The following is a 17538-nucleotide window of genomic DNA, read 5'->3' as shown; positions in this document are numbered from 1 at the left end:
AGGAAACACAATTTTCACTTGGATACAAATATTCGGCAGGTGCCGACGGGGGCCGCAAGGGTGCCGAAACCGATTTTGCTGGCGCTCCGTGAAATGTTGCAACACTGCAACGATTTTCCCCTTTCGGGTCGATTGTGGGTGAATTCCTTTGCGAAACCCGGCCGGGTCTGGTGCAATAAGAGCAACTTCCCCACCAGGAGGTTGGCCCGGGGAACCGGCGGGACTGTGCAGGTGCTTTCACCATAGACCCCCCGTACCGGCGCCCTATGTTTAACCTTGGAGTAACTCGCAATGAAAAAATCCCTGATTGCCCTGGCTGTGCTGGCTGCTTCCGGCGCTGCAATGGCTCAATCGTCCGTGACCCTGTTCGGCGTGGTTGATGCAACCTACGCTTACGGTTCCGGCAGCGTCGCTAACAAGTCCCAACTGACGAACTCCGGCTACAACAGCAGCCGTCTGGGTTTCCGCGGCGTTGAAGATCTGGGTGGCGGCATGTCCGCTTCGTTCTGGCTGGAAGCTGGTCTGAACAACGACAACGGCCAAGGCGCTGCTACCAACGCTACCAACCAAGGCGCTGCTGCTGCCCTGGGCAACGGCCAACAAGGCCTGACGTTCAACCGTCGTTCGACGGTCAGCCTGAACGGCGGCTTCGGTGAAGTGCGTCTGGGCCGTGACTACACGCCCCAATTCTGGAACCTGACCGTGTTCGATCCGTTCGGCACGAACGGTGTTGGCACGACCCAAACCCTGAACTCCAGCCTGGGTGGCCCAACCACCATCCGCGCTTCGAACGCCATCGGCTACTTCCTGCCTGGCAACCTGGGCGGCTTCTACGGCCAAGCACAGTACTACATGGGTGAAAACCTGAGCAACGCTGCCAACAAGAAGGACGGCAACGGCCTGGCTCTGCGCGCTGGTTACGCCAACGGCCCCATCAACGTGGCTCTGGCTTTCTCTGACACCAAGTTCCTGAGCGGCAACATCAAGGCTGTGAACGTGGGCGGTCAATACGATCTGGGCGTGGCCAAGATCATGGCTCACTACAACCAAGACGACATCAAGAACGGCAACGAAGGCAAGGGCTTCCTGATCGGTGGTCTGGTGCCAGTCGGCGCAGGCGAAATCCGTCTGTCTTACTCCACCTACAAGATCGAAACCCCCGGTGCTGATCCCCGCGCCAACAAGCTGGCTCTGGGCTACGTGCACAACCTGTCCAAGCGCACGGCTCTGTACGCAACGTACGCTCACGTGAGCAACAAGAACGGCTCCGCTCAGTCCCTGAACGGTTCCGTGACTGCTGCTGGCGAAAACTCCAACGGCTACGACTTCGGTATCCGTCACAGCTTCTAATATCAAGACTGGCCTTTGGCCAGTTGACGATATCAAAGCTAAAAAGCCGCCTTCGGGCGGCTTTTTTTTTGACCGACCGACTGACTGTTTGTCTGCGGTTGATTGCGGGAGTTGAATTGTGGATTGCCCGAGTGAACAATCCAGTGCTGCATGGCATGTAACTCCGGGTACATGCCTTCTGCCGCTGCAATGTCTGACACCTTCCGGAGGGCCTTGTTGGCCCTGTCTCCGTGGTTTCTTTCCCTTCTTTGCCCCGGTGCAGATTCTTGGCACCATCCTTGCGTGCTGGAACGACGCAAAAGCAACGTAAATCCACCCTCAGAGGCCCTTCTCGGCGCTGGAGATTCAGGGATTTCCCGTTGGCTATAGAGCAACCTTTACTGCATAGTAAAACTTTTAATCAAGAGGGTTCCATGAAACTCAAATACAGTCTTTTGTCGGTAGCTGCCATGGCTGCACTGCTTGCAGCACCAGCGCTGCATGCCAAGCCCTTCAAATGGGCGAGCCAGGGGGAGATTGCGACCTGGGATATCCATTCCCAAAACAATGCACTGCAAAACGGCATTCATGCCAATGTGTATGAGAGCCTGGTCTACTACAACAGCAAGACATTTGACGTGGAGCCCGTCCTGGCGACCTCCTGGAAAGAGGTCAGCCCCACACAGGTGCGCTTCACGCTGCGCCAGGGAGTGAAGTTCCATGATGGGTCGGCGTTCACCGCCGATGACGCCGTGTACTCGCTGCAGCGCGCGATGGCGAAGACGTCGAACTTCACGCCCTACATCCAGGGCATCAGCAAGGTCAACAAGGTCGACGCGCAAACCATCGACGTCATCCTGACAGCCCCCAATCCCGTGCTGCTGCGCCAGATGACCGAACTGCGCATGATGAGCAAGGCCTGGGCGGAAAAGAACAAGTCCGTGGAGCCCAAGGACATCAAGGGCAGCGATGAGAACTTTGCCCACCGCAATGCCATGGGCACCGGCCCCTACACGCTGGAGTCGTGGCAGCCCGATGTGAAGATGGTCTTCAAGCGCAACCCCAACTGGTGGGGCAAGATGGACGGCAACGTCACGGAAATCGTCTATACCCCGATCAAGTCCGCCGCCACGCGCATCGCTGCGCTGCTGTCGGGCGAAGTGGACATGGTGCTGGACCCCACGCCCCAGGATCTGGGTCGCCTGCGCGCCAGCCCCGACCTGAAGGTGATCGACGGTGTGGAGAACCGCACCATCTTCCTGGGCATGGACCAGTTCCGCGATGAGCTGCCAGGCTCCAACATCAAGGGCAAGAACCCGCTCAAGGACGTGCGCGTGCGCAAGGCCCTGTACCAGGCCATCGATGCCGACACGATTTCGCGCAACATCATGCGCGGCCTGGGCAAGCCTACGGGCACCATCGTGGCGCCCCAGGTGGCCGGATACACCGAAGCCGTGGGCAAGCGTTTCCCCTACAGTGTCGAAGCCTCCAAGAAGCTGCTGGCCGAAGCGGGTTATCCCGATGGCTTCGAAGTGGATTTCGCCTGCCCGAACAACCGCTACATCAACGACGAGGCCATCTGCCAGGCCGTGACGGCCATGTGGTCGCGTGTGGGCGTGAAGGCCAAGCTGCGCACGCTGCCACTGGTGAACTATTTCCCCATGATCCAGCGCTACGAAGCCAGCATCTACATGCTGGGCTGGGGCGTGCCGACGTTCGATGCGTTGTACAGCCTGCAGTCGCTGGTACGCACCGTGGGCCAGGGGGGTGACGGCAACTACAACGTGGGCCGCTACAGCAACCAGCGCATGGACTACCTGGTGGACCGGATCAAGGCCGAGACGGACGCTCCCGTGCGCGCGCGCATGCTGACGGAGGCGCTGCAGCTGTCCAATGACACCGTATCCCACCTTCCTCTGCATGACCAGGTGATACCCTGGGCTATGAAGAAGAACGTGGAGCTGGTCCACCGCGCCGACAACCGCGTGGACATGCGCACGGTCAAGGTGAACTGATCGATTGTCGATACGCTGAGAGCAAGGGCCTCGAGGCCCTTGCTCTCCTTGATTCAGTTTGACGACGACGTATTGCCAGTCAGTGCCCCTGCCATCAAAAGTGGCCGCGGTGCTTTTATCGAACACTCACTCGACTTCCCGATGCTTGCCTTTATATTGCGCCGCCTGATACAGGCTGTGATTGTCATGGTCACGGTGGCCTTCATCTCCTTCATGCTGTTCCAGTACGTGGGAGATCCCGTGGTGTTTCTGCTGGGACAGGATGCCACCCCTGAACAGATCCGGGAGCTGCGTGCCTCCCTCGGCCTGGACAAACCCTTCTTCGTGCAGTTCTGGCACTTTCTCGTGAATGCGGCGCAAGGCGAATTCGGCCTGAGCCTGCGCCAGGGTGCCAAGGTCTCGCGCCTCATTGCCGAGCGTTTCCCCGCCACGCTGGAGCTGGCGCTGGTCGCCGCGGTGCTGGCGCTGGTGATCGGCGTGCCCATGGGCGTGTATGCGGCGCTCAAGCGCGGCACCTTCACCAGCCAGATGTTCATGACGCTTTCGCTGCTCGGCGTGTCGCTGCCCACCTTCCTGATCGGCATCCTGCTGATCCTGGTGTTTGCGGTGACCCTGGGCTGGTTCCCGAGCTTTGGCCGCGGGGAAGTGGTGCAGCTGGGATGGTGGAGCACCGGCCTGCTCAAGGCCAAGGGCTGGCACCACATCACGCTACCCGCCATCACGCTGGCCATCTTCCAGCTCACGCTGATCATGCGGCTGGTGCGCGCGGAGATGCTGGAGGTGCTGCGCACGGACTACATCAAGTTCGCGCGGGCCCGGGGCCTGTCCAATCGCGCCATCCATTTTGGGCACGCGCTCAAGAACACGCTGGTGCCCGTGATGACCATCACCGGCCTGCAACTGGGCGGCCTGATCGCGTTTGCGATCATCACCGAGACCGTGTTCCAGTGGCCCGGCATGGGCCTGCTGTTCATCCAGGCCGTGACCTTTGCGGACATTCCTGTGATGGCGGCGTACCTCTGCCTGATCGCGCTGATCTTCGTGGTGATCAACCTGGTGGTGGATCTGCTGTACTTCGCGGTGGACCCCCGTCTGCGCGTGGGCAAGGCAGGAGGCCATTGAATGAGCTCCCCCCTGAGTCGCTTCGCGCCATCCCCCCGGAGGGGGGATGCTCCCAGCGCGGCGGGGCGGCCCTTGCGCGGCAGCACTGGCCTGGGCCGCGCCGGTTTTGCCGGCTGCTGGCGCTGCACGAGCTTTCCGGGCGTCTGACATGCAGTCGCTCCGATACAAAGCGGGTGGCCGGGCGTTTGCGCACATCGCGCAGTTCCATCCGGAGCTGACCGCCCTGCGCCGCGATCTGCACGCCCATCCCGAGCTGGGCTTTGAAGAAATCTATACAGGCAACCGCGTGAAAGAGGCGCTCAAGGTGTGCGGCGTGGACGAGATCCACGACGGCATCGGCCGCACGGGCATCGTTGCGGTGATCCGCGGCCGCAGCACCTCCAGCGGCTCCATGGTGGGCCTGCGTGCCGACATGGATGCACTGCCTTTGGCAGAGCACAACGACTTCTCCTGGAAGTCGTGCAAGCCCGGCCTCATGCACGGCTGTGGCCACGACGGCCACACCGCCATGCTGGTGGGCGCGGCGCGCTACCTGGCCGAGACCCGCAATTTCGACGGCACGGCCGTGCTCGTGTTCCAGCCAGGCGAGGAGGGCTTGGCGGGCGCCCGCGTGATGATGGAAGACGGCCTGTTCGACCGGTTCCCGGTGCAGTCCATCTATGCCATGCACAACTGGCCGGCCATGAAGCCCGGCACCGTGGGCATCAACCCGGGCCCCATGATGGCGGCGGCCGACCGCTTCACCATCGAGATCACGGGGCGCGGCGGCCACGGCGCGCATGCCTACCAGACGGTGGACGTGCTGGTGGTGGCCGCGCACATCATCACGGCGGCGCAGAGCATCGTGTCGCGCAACGTGCGCCCCATCGAAAGTGCCGTGGTCAGCATCTGCGCCGCGCAGGCAGGCGATCTGGGCGCCTTCAGCGTGCTGCCCGGCTCCGCCACCCTGGTGGGCACCGTGCGCACGTTCGACCCCGTGGTGCAGGAGATGGTGGAAAAGCGCCTCAAGGAACTGTGCAACGCGATTGCTCTGGGCTTTGGAGCCAATGCCACGGTGCACTACGAGCGCATCTACCCGGCCACGATCAACAGCGAGAGCGAGGCCGTCTTCGCGGGCGACGTGGCCGAATCCCTGCTGGGAGCGGACCACGTGGTGCGCGACCTGGAGCCCAGCATGGGCGCGGAAGACTTCGCCTTCATGCTCCAGACCCGCCCGGGCGCCTACCTGCGCATCGGCCAGGGTACCGGCGCCAGCGGCAGTGCGCTGCACAACAGCCGCTACGACTTCAACGACGACATCCTGCCGCTGGGCTCTGCATTGCATGCGAGCCTGATCGAGCAGTCCATGCCCCTGGCGGTGCCCTGAGGGCTGCGTCCCCTTCGCGCAACGCCAGCATCCAATCCCTGGATCCACAACCTTTCGCACCCCTTTTCACTACGAGGAGATTTCCATGAAATTCCAGAAAAAAGCCGCCCTTGCCGCACTGTTTGCCGCGATGGCCGCAACCAGCATGGTCGCCAATGCGCAGACCATCCGAATTGCCAACCAGGGCGATGCGCTCTCCATGGATCCGCACTCGCTCAACGAATCGCTCCAGCTGAGCGTGACCAGCAATGTGTACGAGCCGCTGGTCGGCCGCAACAAGGACCTGAGCCTGGCGCCGGCGCTGGCCACGGCCTGGAAGCAAACCGCACCCACCGTGTGGCGGTTCGAGCTGCGCAAGGGCGTGCAATTCCATGACGGCACCCCCTTCACGGCAGACGACGTGGTGTTCAGCTTTGGCCGCATGAAGGGCGAGGGCTCGGACATGAAGGCCACCAACAGCGACATCAAGCAGGTGCGCAAGATCGACGATCACACCGTCGAGATCGAAACCATGGCGCCGCAGCCCATCCTGCCCGACGTGATCACGACCTCCTACATCATGAGCAAGAAGTGGTGCGAGACCAACCAGGCCGTGATGCCCGTCGACCGCCGCAAGGGCATCGAGAACGCTGCCTCGTTCCGCGCCAACGGCACAGGCCCCTTCCGCCTGCGCGAGCGCCAGCCCAACGTGCGCTCGGTGTTCGTGCGCAACGGCTCCTACTGGGGCAAGATCGAGGGCAACGTGACCGAAGTGGTGTTCACGCCCATCGCCAACGATGCCACGCGCGTGGCGGCGCTGCTGTCGGGCGAAGTGGATGTGATGGAGCCCGTGCCGGTGCAGGACATCGACCGTGTCAACAACAGCCCCAACACGCGTGCGGTGACCGGCCCCGAGCTGCGCACCATCTTCCTGGGCATGGACCAGAAGCGCGACGAGCTGCTGTACTCCAACGTGAAGGGCAAGAACCCCTTCAAGGACAAGCGCGTCCGCCAGGCCTTCTACCAGGCCATCGACATCGACGGCATCAAGAAGACCGTGATGCGCGGCGCCTCCAACCCTTCCGCGCTGATGGTGGGCCCTGGCATCAACGGCTTCCAGCCCGAGACCAAGCGCCTGCCGTACGACGTCGAAGCCGCCAAGAAGCTGATGGTGGAAGCCGGCTACCCCAATGGCTTCGAAGTGTCCATGAACTGCCCGAACGACCGCTACGTGAACGACGGCCGCATCTGCCAGACCGTGGCCGCCAACCTCTCTCGCATCAACGTCAAGATCAACCTGCAGGCCGAGACCAAGGGTACCTACTTCCCCAAGGTGCTGCGCCGCGACACCAGCTTCTACATGCTGGGCTGGACGCCCACGACCTACGACGCGCACAACGCGCTCAACGCGCTCATGATCTGCCCGGACGACAAGGGCGGTGCCGGCCAGTTCAACCTGGGCGCCTATTGCAACCCCAAGCTCGATGAACTGACGAAGAAGGTGCTGGTCGAGACCGACAAGGCCAAGCGCGACGCGATGATCAAGGAAGCCTTCGACCTGCACAGCGCCGACATCGGCCACCTGCCGCTGCACCAGCAGGCGCTGGCCTGGGGCGTGAACAAGAACGTGAAGCTCGTGCAGATGGCCGACAACTTCATGTACTTCAAGTGGATGACCATCGGCAAGTAAGCGGTCAGAAGATTTCGTACCTAGATCGTCGCAAAAGAATCAAGAGAAACGACAACCGGTTCTTTTGAAAGTCCACACCACCGCGAGGCCGCTACCCGGGCCTGGCGGTGGTGCCTGTTTACTGGTTCCCACAATGAAAACTACCCTTGCCCGCTGGCTCGACAGCGATGTTGGCTACAGCTTCCGCACATCGCCGGTGGCCATGCTGGCCGCAGCGATCGCGCTGGTCTGCGTGTTCTGTTCGGTGTTCGCCGGATGGGTCGCGCCCCACAACCCGTTTGACCTGGCCACGCTCGAACTCAGCGATGCGCGGCTGCCCCCGGCCTGGAGCGCCGAAGGCTCCATGAAATACCCGCTGGGCACCGATGACCAGGGCCGCGACATCCTTTCCGCGCTGATCTACGGCGCGCGCATCTCCCTCGTCGTGGGCATCGCGTCGGTGCTGCTCTCGGTGGTGGTGGGCGTGGCGTTTGGCCTGCTGGCGGGATTTCGCGGCGGCTGGATCGACGCGGTGCTCATGCGCCTGTGCGACGTGATGCTGTCGTTTCCGGCCATCCTGGTCGCCCTGCTGATTGCCGGTGTGGGCCGCGCGCTGTTTCCCAACGCGCACGAGTCGCTGGCCTTTGGCGTGCTCATCATCTCGATCTCGCTGACGGGCTGGGTGCAGTACGCACGCACAGTGCGCGGCTCCACGCTGGTGGAGCGCAACAAGGAGTACGTGCAGGCCGCGCGCGTGACGGGCGTCTCGTCGCTGCGCATCATGCGCAAGCACGTGCTGCCCAATGTGATGGGCCCGGTGCTCGTGCTGGCCACCATCCAGGTCGCCACCGCCATCATCACCGAGGCCACGCTGTCCTTCCTGGGCGTGGGCGCGCCGCCCACATCGCCGTCGCTGGGCACGCTGATCCGCATCGGCAACGACTACCTGTTCTCGGGCGAATGGTGGATCACCGTGTTCCCCGGTGCCATGCTGGTGCTGATTGCTCTTTCCGTGAATCTATTGGGCGACTGGTTGCGTGATGCCCTCAATCCGCGCCTGCGCTGAACAAGAACAAGAAAAGCGATATCCCCATGAGCCTTCTAGAAGTCAAAAACCTCGTTGTCGAATTCCCGGGCCGCCGCGGTACCCTGCGCGCCCTGGACGACATTTCCTTCTCCATCGCACCCGGCGAGATCCTGGGTGTGGTGGGTGAATCTGGCGCGGGCAAGTCGCTCACCGGCGCCGCCATCATCGGCCTGCTGGAGCCACCGGGCCGCGTGGCATCCGGCCAGATCCTGCTGGAGGGCCAGCGCATCGACAACCTCAGCAACGAGGAAATGCGCCACATCCGCGGCCGCCGCATCGGCGCCATCTTCCAGGATCCGCTGACCTCGCTGAACCCGCTGTACACCGTGGGCCGCCAGCTCACCGAGACCATCCTGGCCCACCTGCCGGTCACGCCCGCCGAGGCCCGCCAGCGCGCCATCGCGCTGCTGCAGGACACCGGCATTCCGGCGGCGGCGGAGCGCATCGACCACTACCCGCACCAGTTCTCCGGCGGCATGCGCCAGCGCGTGGTGATCGCCCTGGCCCTGGCGGCCGAGCCCAAGCTCATCGTGGCCGACGAGCCCACCACGGCGCTCGACGTGTCCATCCAGGCGCAGATCATCACGCTGCTGAAAAACATCTGCAAATCGCGCGGCGCCGCCGTGATGCTGATCACCCATGACATGGGCGTGATCGCCGAGACCTGCGACCGCGTGGCCGTGCTGTATGCCGGCCGCGTGGCCGAGATCGGCCCCGTGCACGACGTCATCAACAAGCCATCGCACCCCTACACCAGCGGCCTGATGGCCTCCATCCCCGACATGGCGGTGGACCGCGAGCGCCTGAACCAGATCGACGGGGCCATGCCCCGCTTGAATGCCATCCCCAAGGGCTGTGCCTACAACCCGCGCTGCCCCAAGACCTTTGACCGCTGCATGACCGAACGTCCCGACCTGATGGATGCGGGCTCCACCCGCGCCGCCTGCTGGCTGCACGCCGGCGCCACGACGAAAAACGCCGAGGTGGCCGCATGAGCACTACGACCACCGCCACCACCGCCGCCGCAGGCAAGGCCCCCGTCGCCGCCCAAGGCCGGCCCCTCGTGCAGGCGCACGATCTGGCCAAGACTTTCGATGTCTCCGCCCCCTGGCTCAACCGCGTCATCGAGCGCAAGCCCCGCACGCTGCTGCATGCGGTCGACGGCGTGAGCTTCGAGATCGAACGGGGCAAGACACTCGCCCTGGTGGGCGAATCGGGCTGCGGCAAGAGCACGGTGGCCCGTTTGCTGGTGGGCCTGTACGAGCCGACACGCGGCGGCCTCACCTTCGACGGCCAGGACGCGCACGCCGCCTTCAAGGGCAACGATGCCCAGGCCATGCGCCGGCGCATCCAGATGATCTTCCAGGACCCCTATGCCAGCCTGAACCCGCGCTGGCTGGTCGAGGACATCATCGGCGAGCCGCTGCGCGAGCACGGCCTCATCACCGACAAGGTCGAGCTCAAGGCCCGCGTGGGCGAGCTGCTCAAGTCCGTGGGCCTGTCCCCGCTGGACATGGTCAAGTACCCGCACCAGTTCTCCGGCGGCCAGCGCCAGCGCATCTCCATCGCGCGCGCCCTGGCCACCGAGCCCGAGTTCCTGGTGTGCGACGAGCCCACCTCGGCGCTCGACGTGTCGGTGCAGGCGCAGGTGCTCAACATCATGAAGGACCTGCAGCGCGAGCGGCAGCTCACCTACCTGTTCATCAGCCACAACCTGGCCGTGGTGCGCCACGTGAGCGACCAGGTCGGCGTGATGTACCTGGGCCGCCTGGTGGAACTGGCCGACAAGCACACGCTGTTCGATACGCCACGCCACCCCTACACGCGCATGCTGCTCGATGCCATCCCCAAGATGCACGACACCGGCAAGGCGCGCACGCCGGTGCAGGGCGAGGTGCCCAACCCGCTGAACCCGCCCCCCGGCTGCGCCTTCAATCCGCGCTGCCCGCACGTGAACGACCGCTGCCGCGCCGAACGGCCCCAGCTGCTCAGCATTGGCGGCATCCGGATCGCCTGCCATGCGGTGGAAGAGGGGCGGATCTGAGAGATTGCTCCTGAATTTATAGCTGCTTGCGCTTGATGGGAAAGCGCTGAGGGCCTATCTGGCTGTCAAACTGGCTGGTGTGCGCCTTGCCGGGAGTACCTGGCTTGGCGCCATGGAACACCCCCGACGCCGGCTGCCGGGGCCTGGGCCCCGCAGCGACCTGTGGGCGGCACCCGCGGTCGCCCCGGCGGTGCGCACCAGGCGTCGGTGGCTGCGGGCTCCGCGCTTGCCAAATTGCGCTTGGTGGGTTGGCAAGTGGTTCGTATGATGTCTTATTACCAGATGTTGCAGAGCCGGATCGCTACCGCGTCCCTTTGGGGAAACCGGCCTCGTCCACCCCTTTCTTTTCTGAATCCATGCTCGCTCTCATGCTTGCGACGCGCCTGCGCTCTGCGCGCCGCATTGTTTTTCAACAATTGACCGTGCTCTGGCGGTCGCCGTGGTTGCGCGGCGGCCGGGGCCTTCTCCATGCCGTGGTTGCTGTGCTGGCCGTTGCCTCCCTGGCGCATGCAGCGCCCGCCCATGCCGCCACGGAGATCCGCACGCTGATCGACAGCGACAACAACCCCGCGACCGGCTGTACCGTCGCCACTCCGGGCGGGGCCTTCGGGGGCGTGGATCAGGCTGCCATCACCCGCATCGACCTGCTGGCGGCCGAGCCGGTGGGGGATGTCGCCCGAGAGGTCTGCCAGAGCGGAGTGCTGGTGGCCGACCCCAGCTTCGTGCCCAGCGCGCCCTTGCACTGGCCTCTGGGTGTCGCTGCCGCCGGCATGCACACGGACGTTGTCGAAAGTTATGCACAGCTGGTGAGTGCGGCGGCGTCCGGCGTGCGGCTCGGATTCGTCGCCAGCACCACCGACGGCAGCGCGCCGCCCAGCGCCCTGTTGTCGGCTGATGGCAGCGGCGGTTCGCCGATCCATCTGGCCGCGGCGGCGGCAGCTGCCGTGGCCGTGCCCGCACTGGGCGGGGCCGGCCTGCTGCTGGTGGCCTGTGCGCTGGTCTTTGCCACCTACCGCTTTGCCCGCGTTCGCCGCTATGCGGCCACCGGCGCCACCTTGTGCCTGTTGCTCGTGGTGAGCCTGGCCTGGGCCGCGATCGTGCGCGACGGGTCGCCGTCGGACTGGGGCGGTACGCCGCCCGTGGCGACGGCTTCCACCACCGGCCCGCACCAGATCGCGGCCGTCTACGGGCGGCTGGAAGGCCGCACCCTGCAGCTGCGCTATGACCTGGACCTCGGCGTGCGGGACGGCGCGCCGCTGGACGATGGGCCGTTCGCCGCCACCGTGGGTGCCCCACTGTCCGTGCCCGCACCGGGCCTGCTGTCCAACGATGCGCCTGGTTCCCCGCCGTTGCAGGTCCGCGAGTTCCGCGTGCAAGGCGCGGTCTCCAACACGCCAGCGGGCGGGGTGGTCGCGTTCGCGGGCAACTCGCTGACGGTGGCGCCGGATGGTGGCTTCACCGTGGGGCCGCCCACGCTCCCCGGCACCTACCGCTTCGAGTACCGCGCGCACAACCGGCTGACCCCCGGAGGGTGGGGCGTGGCGACGGTCGAGGTGGCGGCTGCCAACGTCTGCGGCGACGGGGTGCGCACCGGCGCCGAGGTCTGCGATGACGGCAATGCCGTCACGGAGACCAGCTGTCCCTATGGCACCGTGTCCTGCACCACCTGCAACGCCACCTGCACGGCAACGCTGAGCCTGACCGGCCAGTTCTGTGGCGACGGCGCTCGCAACGGCGCCGAGGTCTGCGACGACGGCAACAACGTGACGGAGACCAGCTGCCCGGACGGCACGGCCACCTGCCAGGCATGCAACGCCACCTGCACGGCGACGCTGAACCTCACGGGCGCCTTCTGCGGCGACGGCATACGCAACGGCGCCGAGGTCTGCGACGACGGCAACAACGTGACGGAAACCAGCTGCCCGGACGGCACCGCCACCTGCATGAGGTGCAACGCCACCTGCACGGCGACGCTGAGCCTCACGGGCGCCTTCTGCGGCGATGGCATACGCAACGGCGCCGAGGTCTGCGACGACGGCAACAACGTGACGGAGACCAGTTGCCCGGACGGCACGGCCACCTGCATGAGGTGCAACGCCACCTGCACGGCGACGCTGAGCCTCACGGGCGCCTTCTGCGGCGACGGCATACGCAACGGCGCCGAGGTCTGTGACGACGGCAACAACGTGACGGAGACCAGCTGCCCCTATGGCAGCGCTTCCTGCATGGCCTGCAACGCCTCCTGCACGGCGCCGTTGAGCCTGACGGGCGGGTACTGCGGAGACGGGGTCGTCAACGGCGGGGAGGTCTGTGATGGCACTCCGGGCTGTTCGGCCATGTGCACGCCGCTGTAGCGGCAGCCATCCGGGCACCGGCCGGTACAGAGGGTGTGCCGTCGGCGCGGCCGGGCCGGCGGTGGCCGGCGGTTCTGGGCACGCAGGGGCCGATGTCCCGAGGGTGGCGGATCCTGCGGGCGGCAGGGCGCCTACGCGTAGCGCTTGGCGCGGAGGTTTTCCTTCATCTGCTGCAGGATGGGCTGCAGCGAGCTGCCGATGCGCAGCGCCACGCAGGTCGCCAGCACGTCGATGATCAGCAGGTGCATCAGGCGCGACACCATCGGGCTGTAGCGGTCGTAACCCTCGGGGTGGTCGGCGGCCAGGTGGATCTGGCAGGTGCTGGCCAGGGGCGAGCCGCTGGCCGTGATGACGATGGTGGTCGCGCCGTTCCTGCGCGCGATGTCCGCCGCGTCCATCAGGTCGCGCGTGCGGCCCGAGTTGGAGATGATCACCGCGCAGTCGCCCGGGCCCAGCAAGGTGGCGCTCATCACCTGCATGTGGCCGTCGCTGCTGGCGATGGAGGTGACGCCCAGGCGAAAGAATTTGTGCTGGGCGTCCTGCGCAACGATGCCCGAATTGCCCACGCCGTAGAACTCGATGCGCTTGCCCGTCTTCCAGGTCGCGGCAATCGCCTCGGCCGCGCGTTCGATGGCCACGGTGCTGGCCGCGTTGCGGTACTGCAGGAAGGCGGCCACCGCGTTGTCGACGACCTTCACCAGCACGTCGCCCGTCTTGTCATCCGCATCCACGCTGCGGTGGATGAAGGGCACGCCCTCGCTCACGCTGCCCGCGAGCTTGAGCTTGAAATCGGCCAGCCCGTCATAGCCCATGCTGCGGCAAAAGCGCACCACCGTGGGCTTGCTCACGTGGGCGCGCTCGGCCAGCTCGCGCACGGGCAGCCGTGCGAACGCGCGGGGGTCGGTGAGCACCAGCTTGGCCACCCGCTGTTCGGCGGGGGCCAGCGAGGGCAGGGAGGCGGTGATGCGGTCGAGCATGTCGGTGAAGGCGTGTCAGTGGCGCCGGCAGCCGGGCGGGCCAAGGCGGCGCATCGACGGGGAGCAAGACAGGGCGGGCATGGGCGGGCTCGTGGTCGGCGGCGCCGCCGGGGATGGCGGTGCCGCATGTTCGCCTAATGTAACTTGGTTCCAAACGCCACGGGGAGGGGGCTGGCCCTGCCTTTCATCCTGCTTGCACCATGCCTGCGGGGTTCCCCCCTGACCCGGCCAGGGCCGCGGCAATAGCATCCTTGCATCACGTAATCCCGATACCTAGGAGCCTTTCATGCGCAAACCTCTGCTGAAGAACCTGCTGGCCGGAGCGGCCCTTGCGACCGCGGCCTGCGGCAGCTGGGCCCAGGGCCAGGTCAACATCATCTGTTCGGTGCAGGCCGAGTGGTGCAACCTGATGTCCACGGTGTACGCCAAGACCACCGGCACCAAGGTCAACATGACGGCCAAGGGATCGGGCGAGGCGCTGGCCCAGCTCAATGCCGAGAAGGCCAACCCCAAGACCGACATCTGGTTCGGCGGCACGGGCGACCCGCACCTGCAGGCGGCCGAGCAGGGCCTCACGCTCGAATACAAATCGCCGCAGCTCGCTCAGCTCTACCCCTGGGCGCAGAAGCAGGCCACCGATTCCAAATACCGCACCGTGGGCGTGTACCTGGGCCCGCTGGGCTTCGGCTACAACAAGGAGCTGCTGGCCAAGCGCAAGCTCAACCCGCCGCAGTCGTGGGCCGACCTGCTCAAGCCCGAGTTCAAGGGCGAGGTGCAGATGGCCAACCCGGCCTCCAGCGGCACGGCCTACACCATGATCGCCACGCTGGTGCAGATCATGGGCGAGGAAAAGGCGTTCGAGTACCTCAAGGCCCTGCACCCCAACGTGAGCACCTACACGCGCTCGGGCACTGCGCCGGTCAAGGCCGCGGCGCGGGGCGAGACCACGGTCTCCATCAGCTTCGTGCACGACGTGACCACCGAGGCGGTCAACGGCTTTCCCGTCGGGTCCATCACGCCCTCGGAAGGCACGGGCGCCGAGGTGGGCTCGATGAGCATCGTCAAGAACGGCCCGAACACCGAGGCGGCCAAGAAGTTCTACGAATGGGCGCTCACGCCCGGGGGGCAGCAGTTCGGCCTGGCGGCCAAGCAGTTCCAGCTGCCCAGCAACACGCAGGTGCCCAAGGACCCGCGCATGACCGACCCGGCCAAGATGAAGCTCATCAACTACGACTACGCCAAGTACGGCGCGAGCGCCGAGCGCCGCCGCCTGATCGCGCGCTGGGAAAAAGACGTGCAGAACGCTGCGCGCTGAGGGATGGTGGTGTCGGCAGCAGCCGCGGCGGCGCACGCAACTTTTCGAACCTCAGCGCGAAGCGCCTCGGTCAACCGGCCCCTGTGGGTCTGGTGGGTCGTGGGCGTGCTGGGCTATCTGGCATTTCCCTGGTATGCGCAGCAGGATGCCAACGGCCTGCTCGCGGTGGGACAGGTCTTCAGCAGCGAACAGGCGGCCAACGGGCTGATGCAGGCGGCGCTGTTCGGCCGGTCGTGGCTCTGGCTGGGCCTGGTCGGCTTGGCCGTGGCCGGGCTGGGCGCCTGCCTTCCTGCCGGCCGCACCCAGGGTGCGGTGCTGGCCGCAGGGGGCGCGCTGGGGTTGCTGGCGCTGCTGGCGAGCGGTTTCACCATCGGTGCGCGCGGCTGGGCGTTTGAATGGATGAACACCTACCTGGGCGAGCTGGGCGCGCGCCAGCCCGGCATGGGCTGGGGCGGGTTCGTGGTGCTCTCTGCGCTGCTGGTGCTGCTGGCATTTGGCGTCGCGCGGCGTGGGTTCTTCAAGGGCGACCTGTTCGTGGCGGCGGCCGTGCTCACCTGCGGCAGCCTGCTGGCGCTGTTCATCGTGTTCCCCGTGCTCAAGGCGCTGTCGGCCGCGTTCTTCCTCGAAGACGGCCCGTTCTCGCTGGCCGTGGTGTGGGAGCGCATCGCGCACGAACGCAACTTCGGCCTGTCGTGCCTGGCCGGTGGCCAGCGCTGCGGCGTGGCCTGGAACACGCTGTTCCTGGGGCTGATGACAGCCACCAGCACCACGCTCCTGGGCAGCTTCATGGCGCTGATGGCCGAGCGCGCCTCGCGCCGCTATGCGCGGCCGCTGAACATCGTGGCGCTGCTGCCCATCATCACGCCGCCGTTCGTGGTGGGGCTGGGCCTCATCCTGCTGTTCGGCCGCGCCGGGGTGTTCAACCAGTTTCTCGAATACGCGTTCGGCATCACCCCGTCGCGGTGGTTCTATGGCTGGCTCGGCGTGTGGGTGGCGCAGACTTTTGCCTTCACGCCCATCGCCTTCATGATCATGCGCGGCGTGGTGCAGGGCGTGGCGCCCAGCCTGGAGGAGGCCGCGCAGACCCTGCGCGCCAGCCCGCACCGCACCTTCATGACCGTGACCCTGCCGCTGCTCAAGCCCGGCCTGGCCAACGCATTCCTGGTGGGCTTCATCGAAAGCATGGCCGACTTCGGCAACCCCATCGTGGTGGGCGGGCAGTTCTCGGTGCTCTCCACCGAGATCTTCTTCGCCATCGTGGGCGCGCAATACGACCAGGGGCGTGCGGCGTCGCTGGCCTGGATCCTCACGTTCTTTGCGCTCACCGTGTTCGCCATCCAGCGTGGGCTGCTGGGCAAGCAGAACTTCACCACCGTGTCGGGCAAGGGCGACGCGGGCATCGCCATGCCGCTGCCCGCCGGCGTGCGCCGCGTGGTGCATTCCATCGCGCTGCCGTGGATGGCCTTCACGCTCATCGTCTACCTGTTCGCGCTAGCCGGCGGCTTCGTGCAGACCTGGGGGCGCGACTACACCATCACGCTGGCGCACTTTCGCACCGCGTTCAGCGTGGAGTGGGGCCAGTTCGGCGTGGTGTGGGCGGGCACGGCGTGGAACTCCTTCTTCACCACCGTCAAGCTCGCGGCCATCTCGGCGCCGCTCACGGCCACGCTGGGCATCGGCATCGCCTGGCTGCTGGCGCGCACCGAGTTCCGGGGGCAGGGCGCATTCGAGTTCGCGGCGCTGCTGGCCTTCGCCATCCCGGGCACGGTGCTGGGCGTGAGCTACATCCTGGCGTTCAACGTGCCGCCGTTCGAGCTCACGGGCACGGCGCTCATCATCGTGCTGTGCTTCATGTTCCGCAACCTGCCGGTGGGCGTGCGGGCGGGCACGGCGGCCTTCAAGCAGCTGGACCGCTCGCTGGACGAGGCCTCCGTCATGCTGCGCGCGGGCAGCGTGCAGACGCTGCGTCACGTGGTGCTGCCGCTGCTCAAGCCCGCCCTGGTCGCGGCGCTGGTGTACAGCTTCGTGCGCGCCATCACCACGGTGAGCGCGGTGATCTTCCTGGTCACGGCCGAAAACGAGCTGGCCACCACCTACATCATCGGCCGCGTGGGCAATGGCGACTATGGCGTGGCACTCGCGTACTGCACGGTGCTCATCCTGCTCATGTCCGCCTCCATCGGCCTGATCCAACTGCTCGTCGGCGAGCGAAAGCTGGGCCGCCGGGGCGCTGCACGCACGGCACCCGCCGCCGCGCACTGACACCTTTCAAAAAGAAGAT

At 65.8% G+C, this 17538-nt stretch carries 12 protein-coding genes; 11 read left to right on the top strand and 1 reads right to left on the bottom strand.

All coding sequences use genetic code 11. The features are described from left to right. Positions 1–291 precede the first annotated feature (291 nt). The 9 genes from AC1RVY_RS04695 (at position 292) to AC1RVY_RS04655 (ending at position 12965) form a co-directional block, all read left to right on the top strand. Positions 292–1350, top strand: a complete 1059-nt coding sequence (locus tag AC1RVY_RS04695) for a porin (protein ID WP_218293319.1) — start codon at positions 292–294, stop codon at positions 1348–1350. Between the two features lie 413 nt (positions 1351–1763). Further along, positions 1764–3344, top strand: a complete 1581-nt coding sequence (locus AC1RVY_RS04690; protein ID WP_218293320.1) for an ABC transporter substrate-binding protein — start codon at positions 1764–1766, stop codon at positions 3342–3344. Positions 3345–3485: 141 nt separating this feature from the next. Then, positions 3486–4466 carry an ABC transporter permease gene (locus tag AC1RVY_RS04685; RefSeq protein WP_218293321.1) on the top strand — a complete coding sequence of 327 codons (981 nt, stop codon included), beginning with the start codon at positions 3486–3488 and terminating at the stop codon, positions 4464–4466. A 148-nt stretch (positions 4467–4614) separates the two neighbouring features. After that, complete coding sequence (locus tag AC1RVY_RS04680; protein ID WP_218293322.1) at positions 4615–5832, top strand: M20 aminoacylase family protein; 1218 nt, start codon at positions 4615–4617, stop codon at positions 5830–5832. 85 nt (positions 5833–5917) lie between these two features. Continuing rightward, positions 5918–7501 carry an ABC transporter substrate-binding protein gene (locus AC1RVY_RS04675; RefSeq protein ID WP_218293323.1) on the top strand — a complete coding sequence of 528 codons (1584 nt, stop codon included), beginning with the start codon at positions 5918–5920 and terminating at the stop codon, positions 7499–7501. Between the two features lie 133 nt (positions 7502–7634). Further along, on the top strand, positions 7635–8546 hold the full coding sequence (locus AC1RVY_RS04670; RefSeq protein WP_218293324.1) for an ABC transporter permease: 912 nt from the start codon (positions 7635–7637) through the stop codon (positions 8544–8546). Between the two features lie 26 nt (positions 8547–8572). Continuing rightward, on the top strand, positions 8573–9562 hold the full coding sequence (locus tag AC1RVY_RS04665; RefSeq protein WP_218340424.1) for an ABC transporter ATP-binding protein: 990 nt from the start codon (positions 8573–8575) through the stop codon (positions 9560–9562). Beyond that, positions 9559–10611 carry an ABC transporter ATP-binding protein gene (locus tag AC1RVY_RS04660; RefSeq protein ID WP_218293326.1) on the top strand — a complete coding sequence of 351 codons (1053 nt, stop codon included), beginning with the start codon at positions 9559–9561 and terminating at the stop codon, positions 10609–10611. Before AC1RVY_RS04665 ends, AC1RVY_RS04660 begins: the two co-directional genes overlap by 4 nt. Before the next feature lie 356 nt (positions 10612–10967). Next, positions 10968–12965, top strand: coding sequence for a hypothetical protein (locus AC1RVY_RS04655; protein WP_492805539.1), 1998 nt, complete (start codon positions 10968–10970; stop codon positions 12963–12965). Between the two features lie 131 nt (positions 12966–13096). Here the strand turns inward: AC1RVY_RS04655 and AC1RVY_RS04650 are convergent, their stop codons facing one another. Next, entirely contained in the window at positions 13097–13942 is an 846-nt protein-coding gene (locus tag AC1RVY_RS04650) for a MurR/RpiR family transcriptional regulator (RefSeq protein WP_218293328.1), read from the bottom strand. 286 nt (positions 13943–14228) lie between these two features. Between AC1RVY_RS04650 and AC1RVY_RS04645 the strand changes: the two genes are divergently transcribed. Both AC1RVY_RS04645 and AC1RVY_RS04640 read left to right on the top strand, forming a co-directional pair. Further along, entirely contained in the window at positions 14229–15257 is a 1029-nt protein-coding gene (locus AC1RVY_RS04645; protein WP_218340423.1) for an ABC transporter substrate-binding protein, read from the top strand. 3 nt (positions 15258–15260) lie between these two features. Then, entirely contained in the window at positions 15261–17519 is a 2259-nt protein-coding gene (locus tag AC1RVY_RS04640; protein ID WP_492254641.1) for an ABC transporter permease, read from the top strand. Positions 17520–17538: the final 19 nt, after the last annotated feature.

This window comes from Acidovorax sp. GW821-FHT11A03 (genome assembly GCF_058809075.1).
Note: the sequence above shows the minus strand (reverse complement) of the source record. Positions and strands in the feature narration are given on the sequence as shown.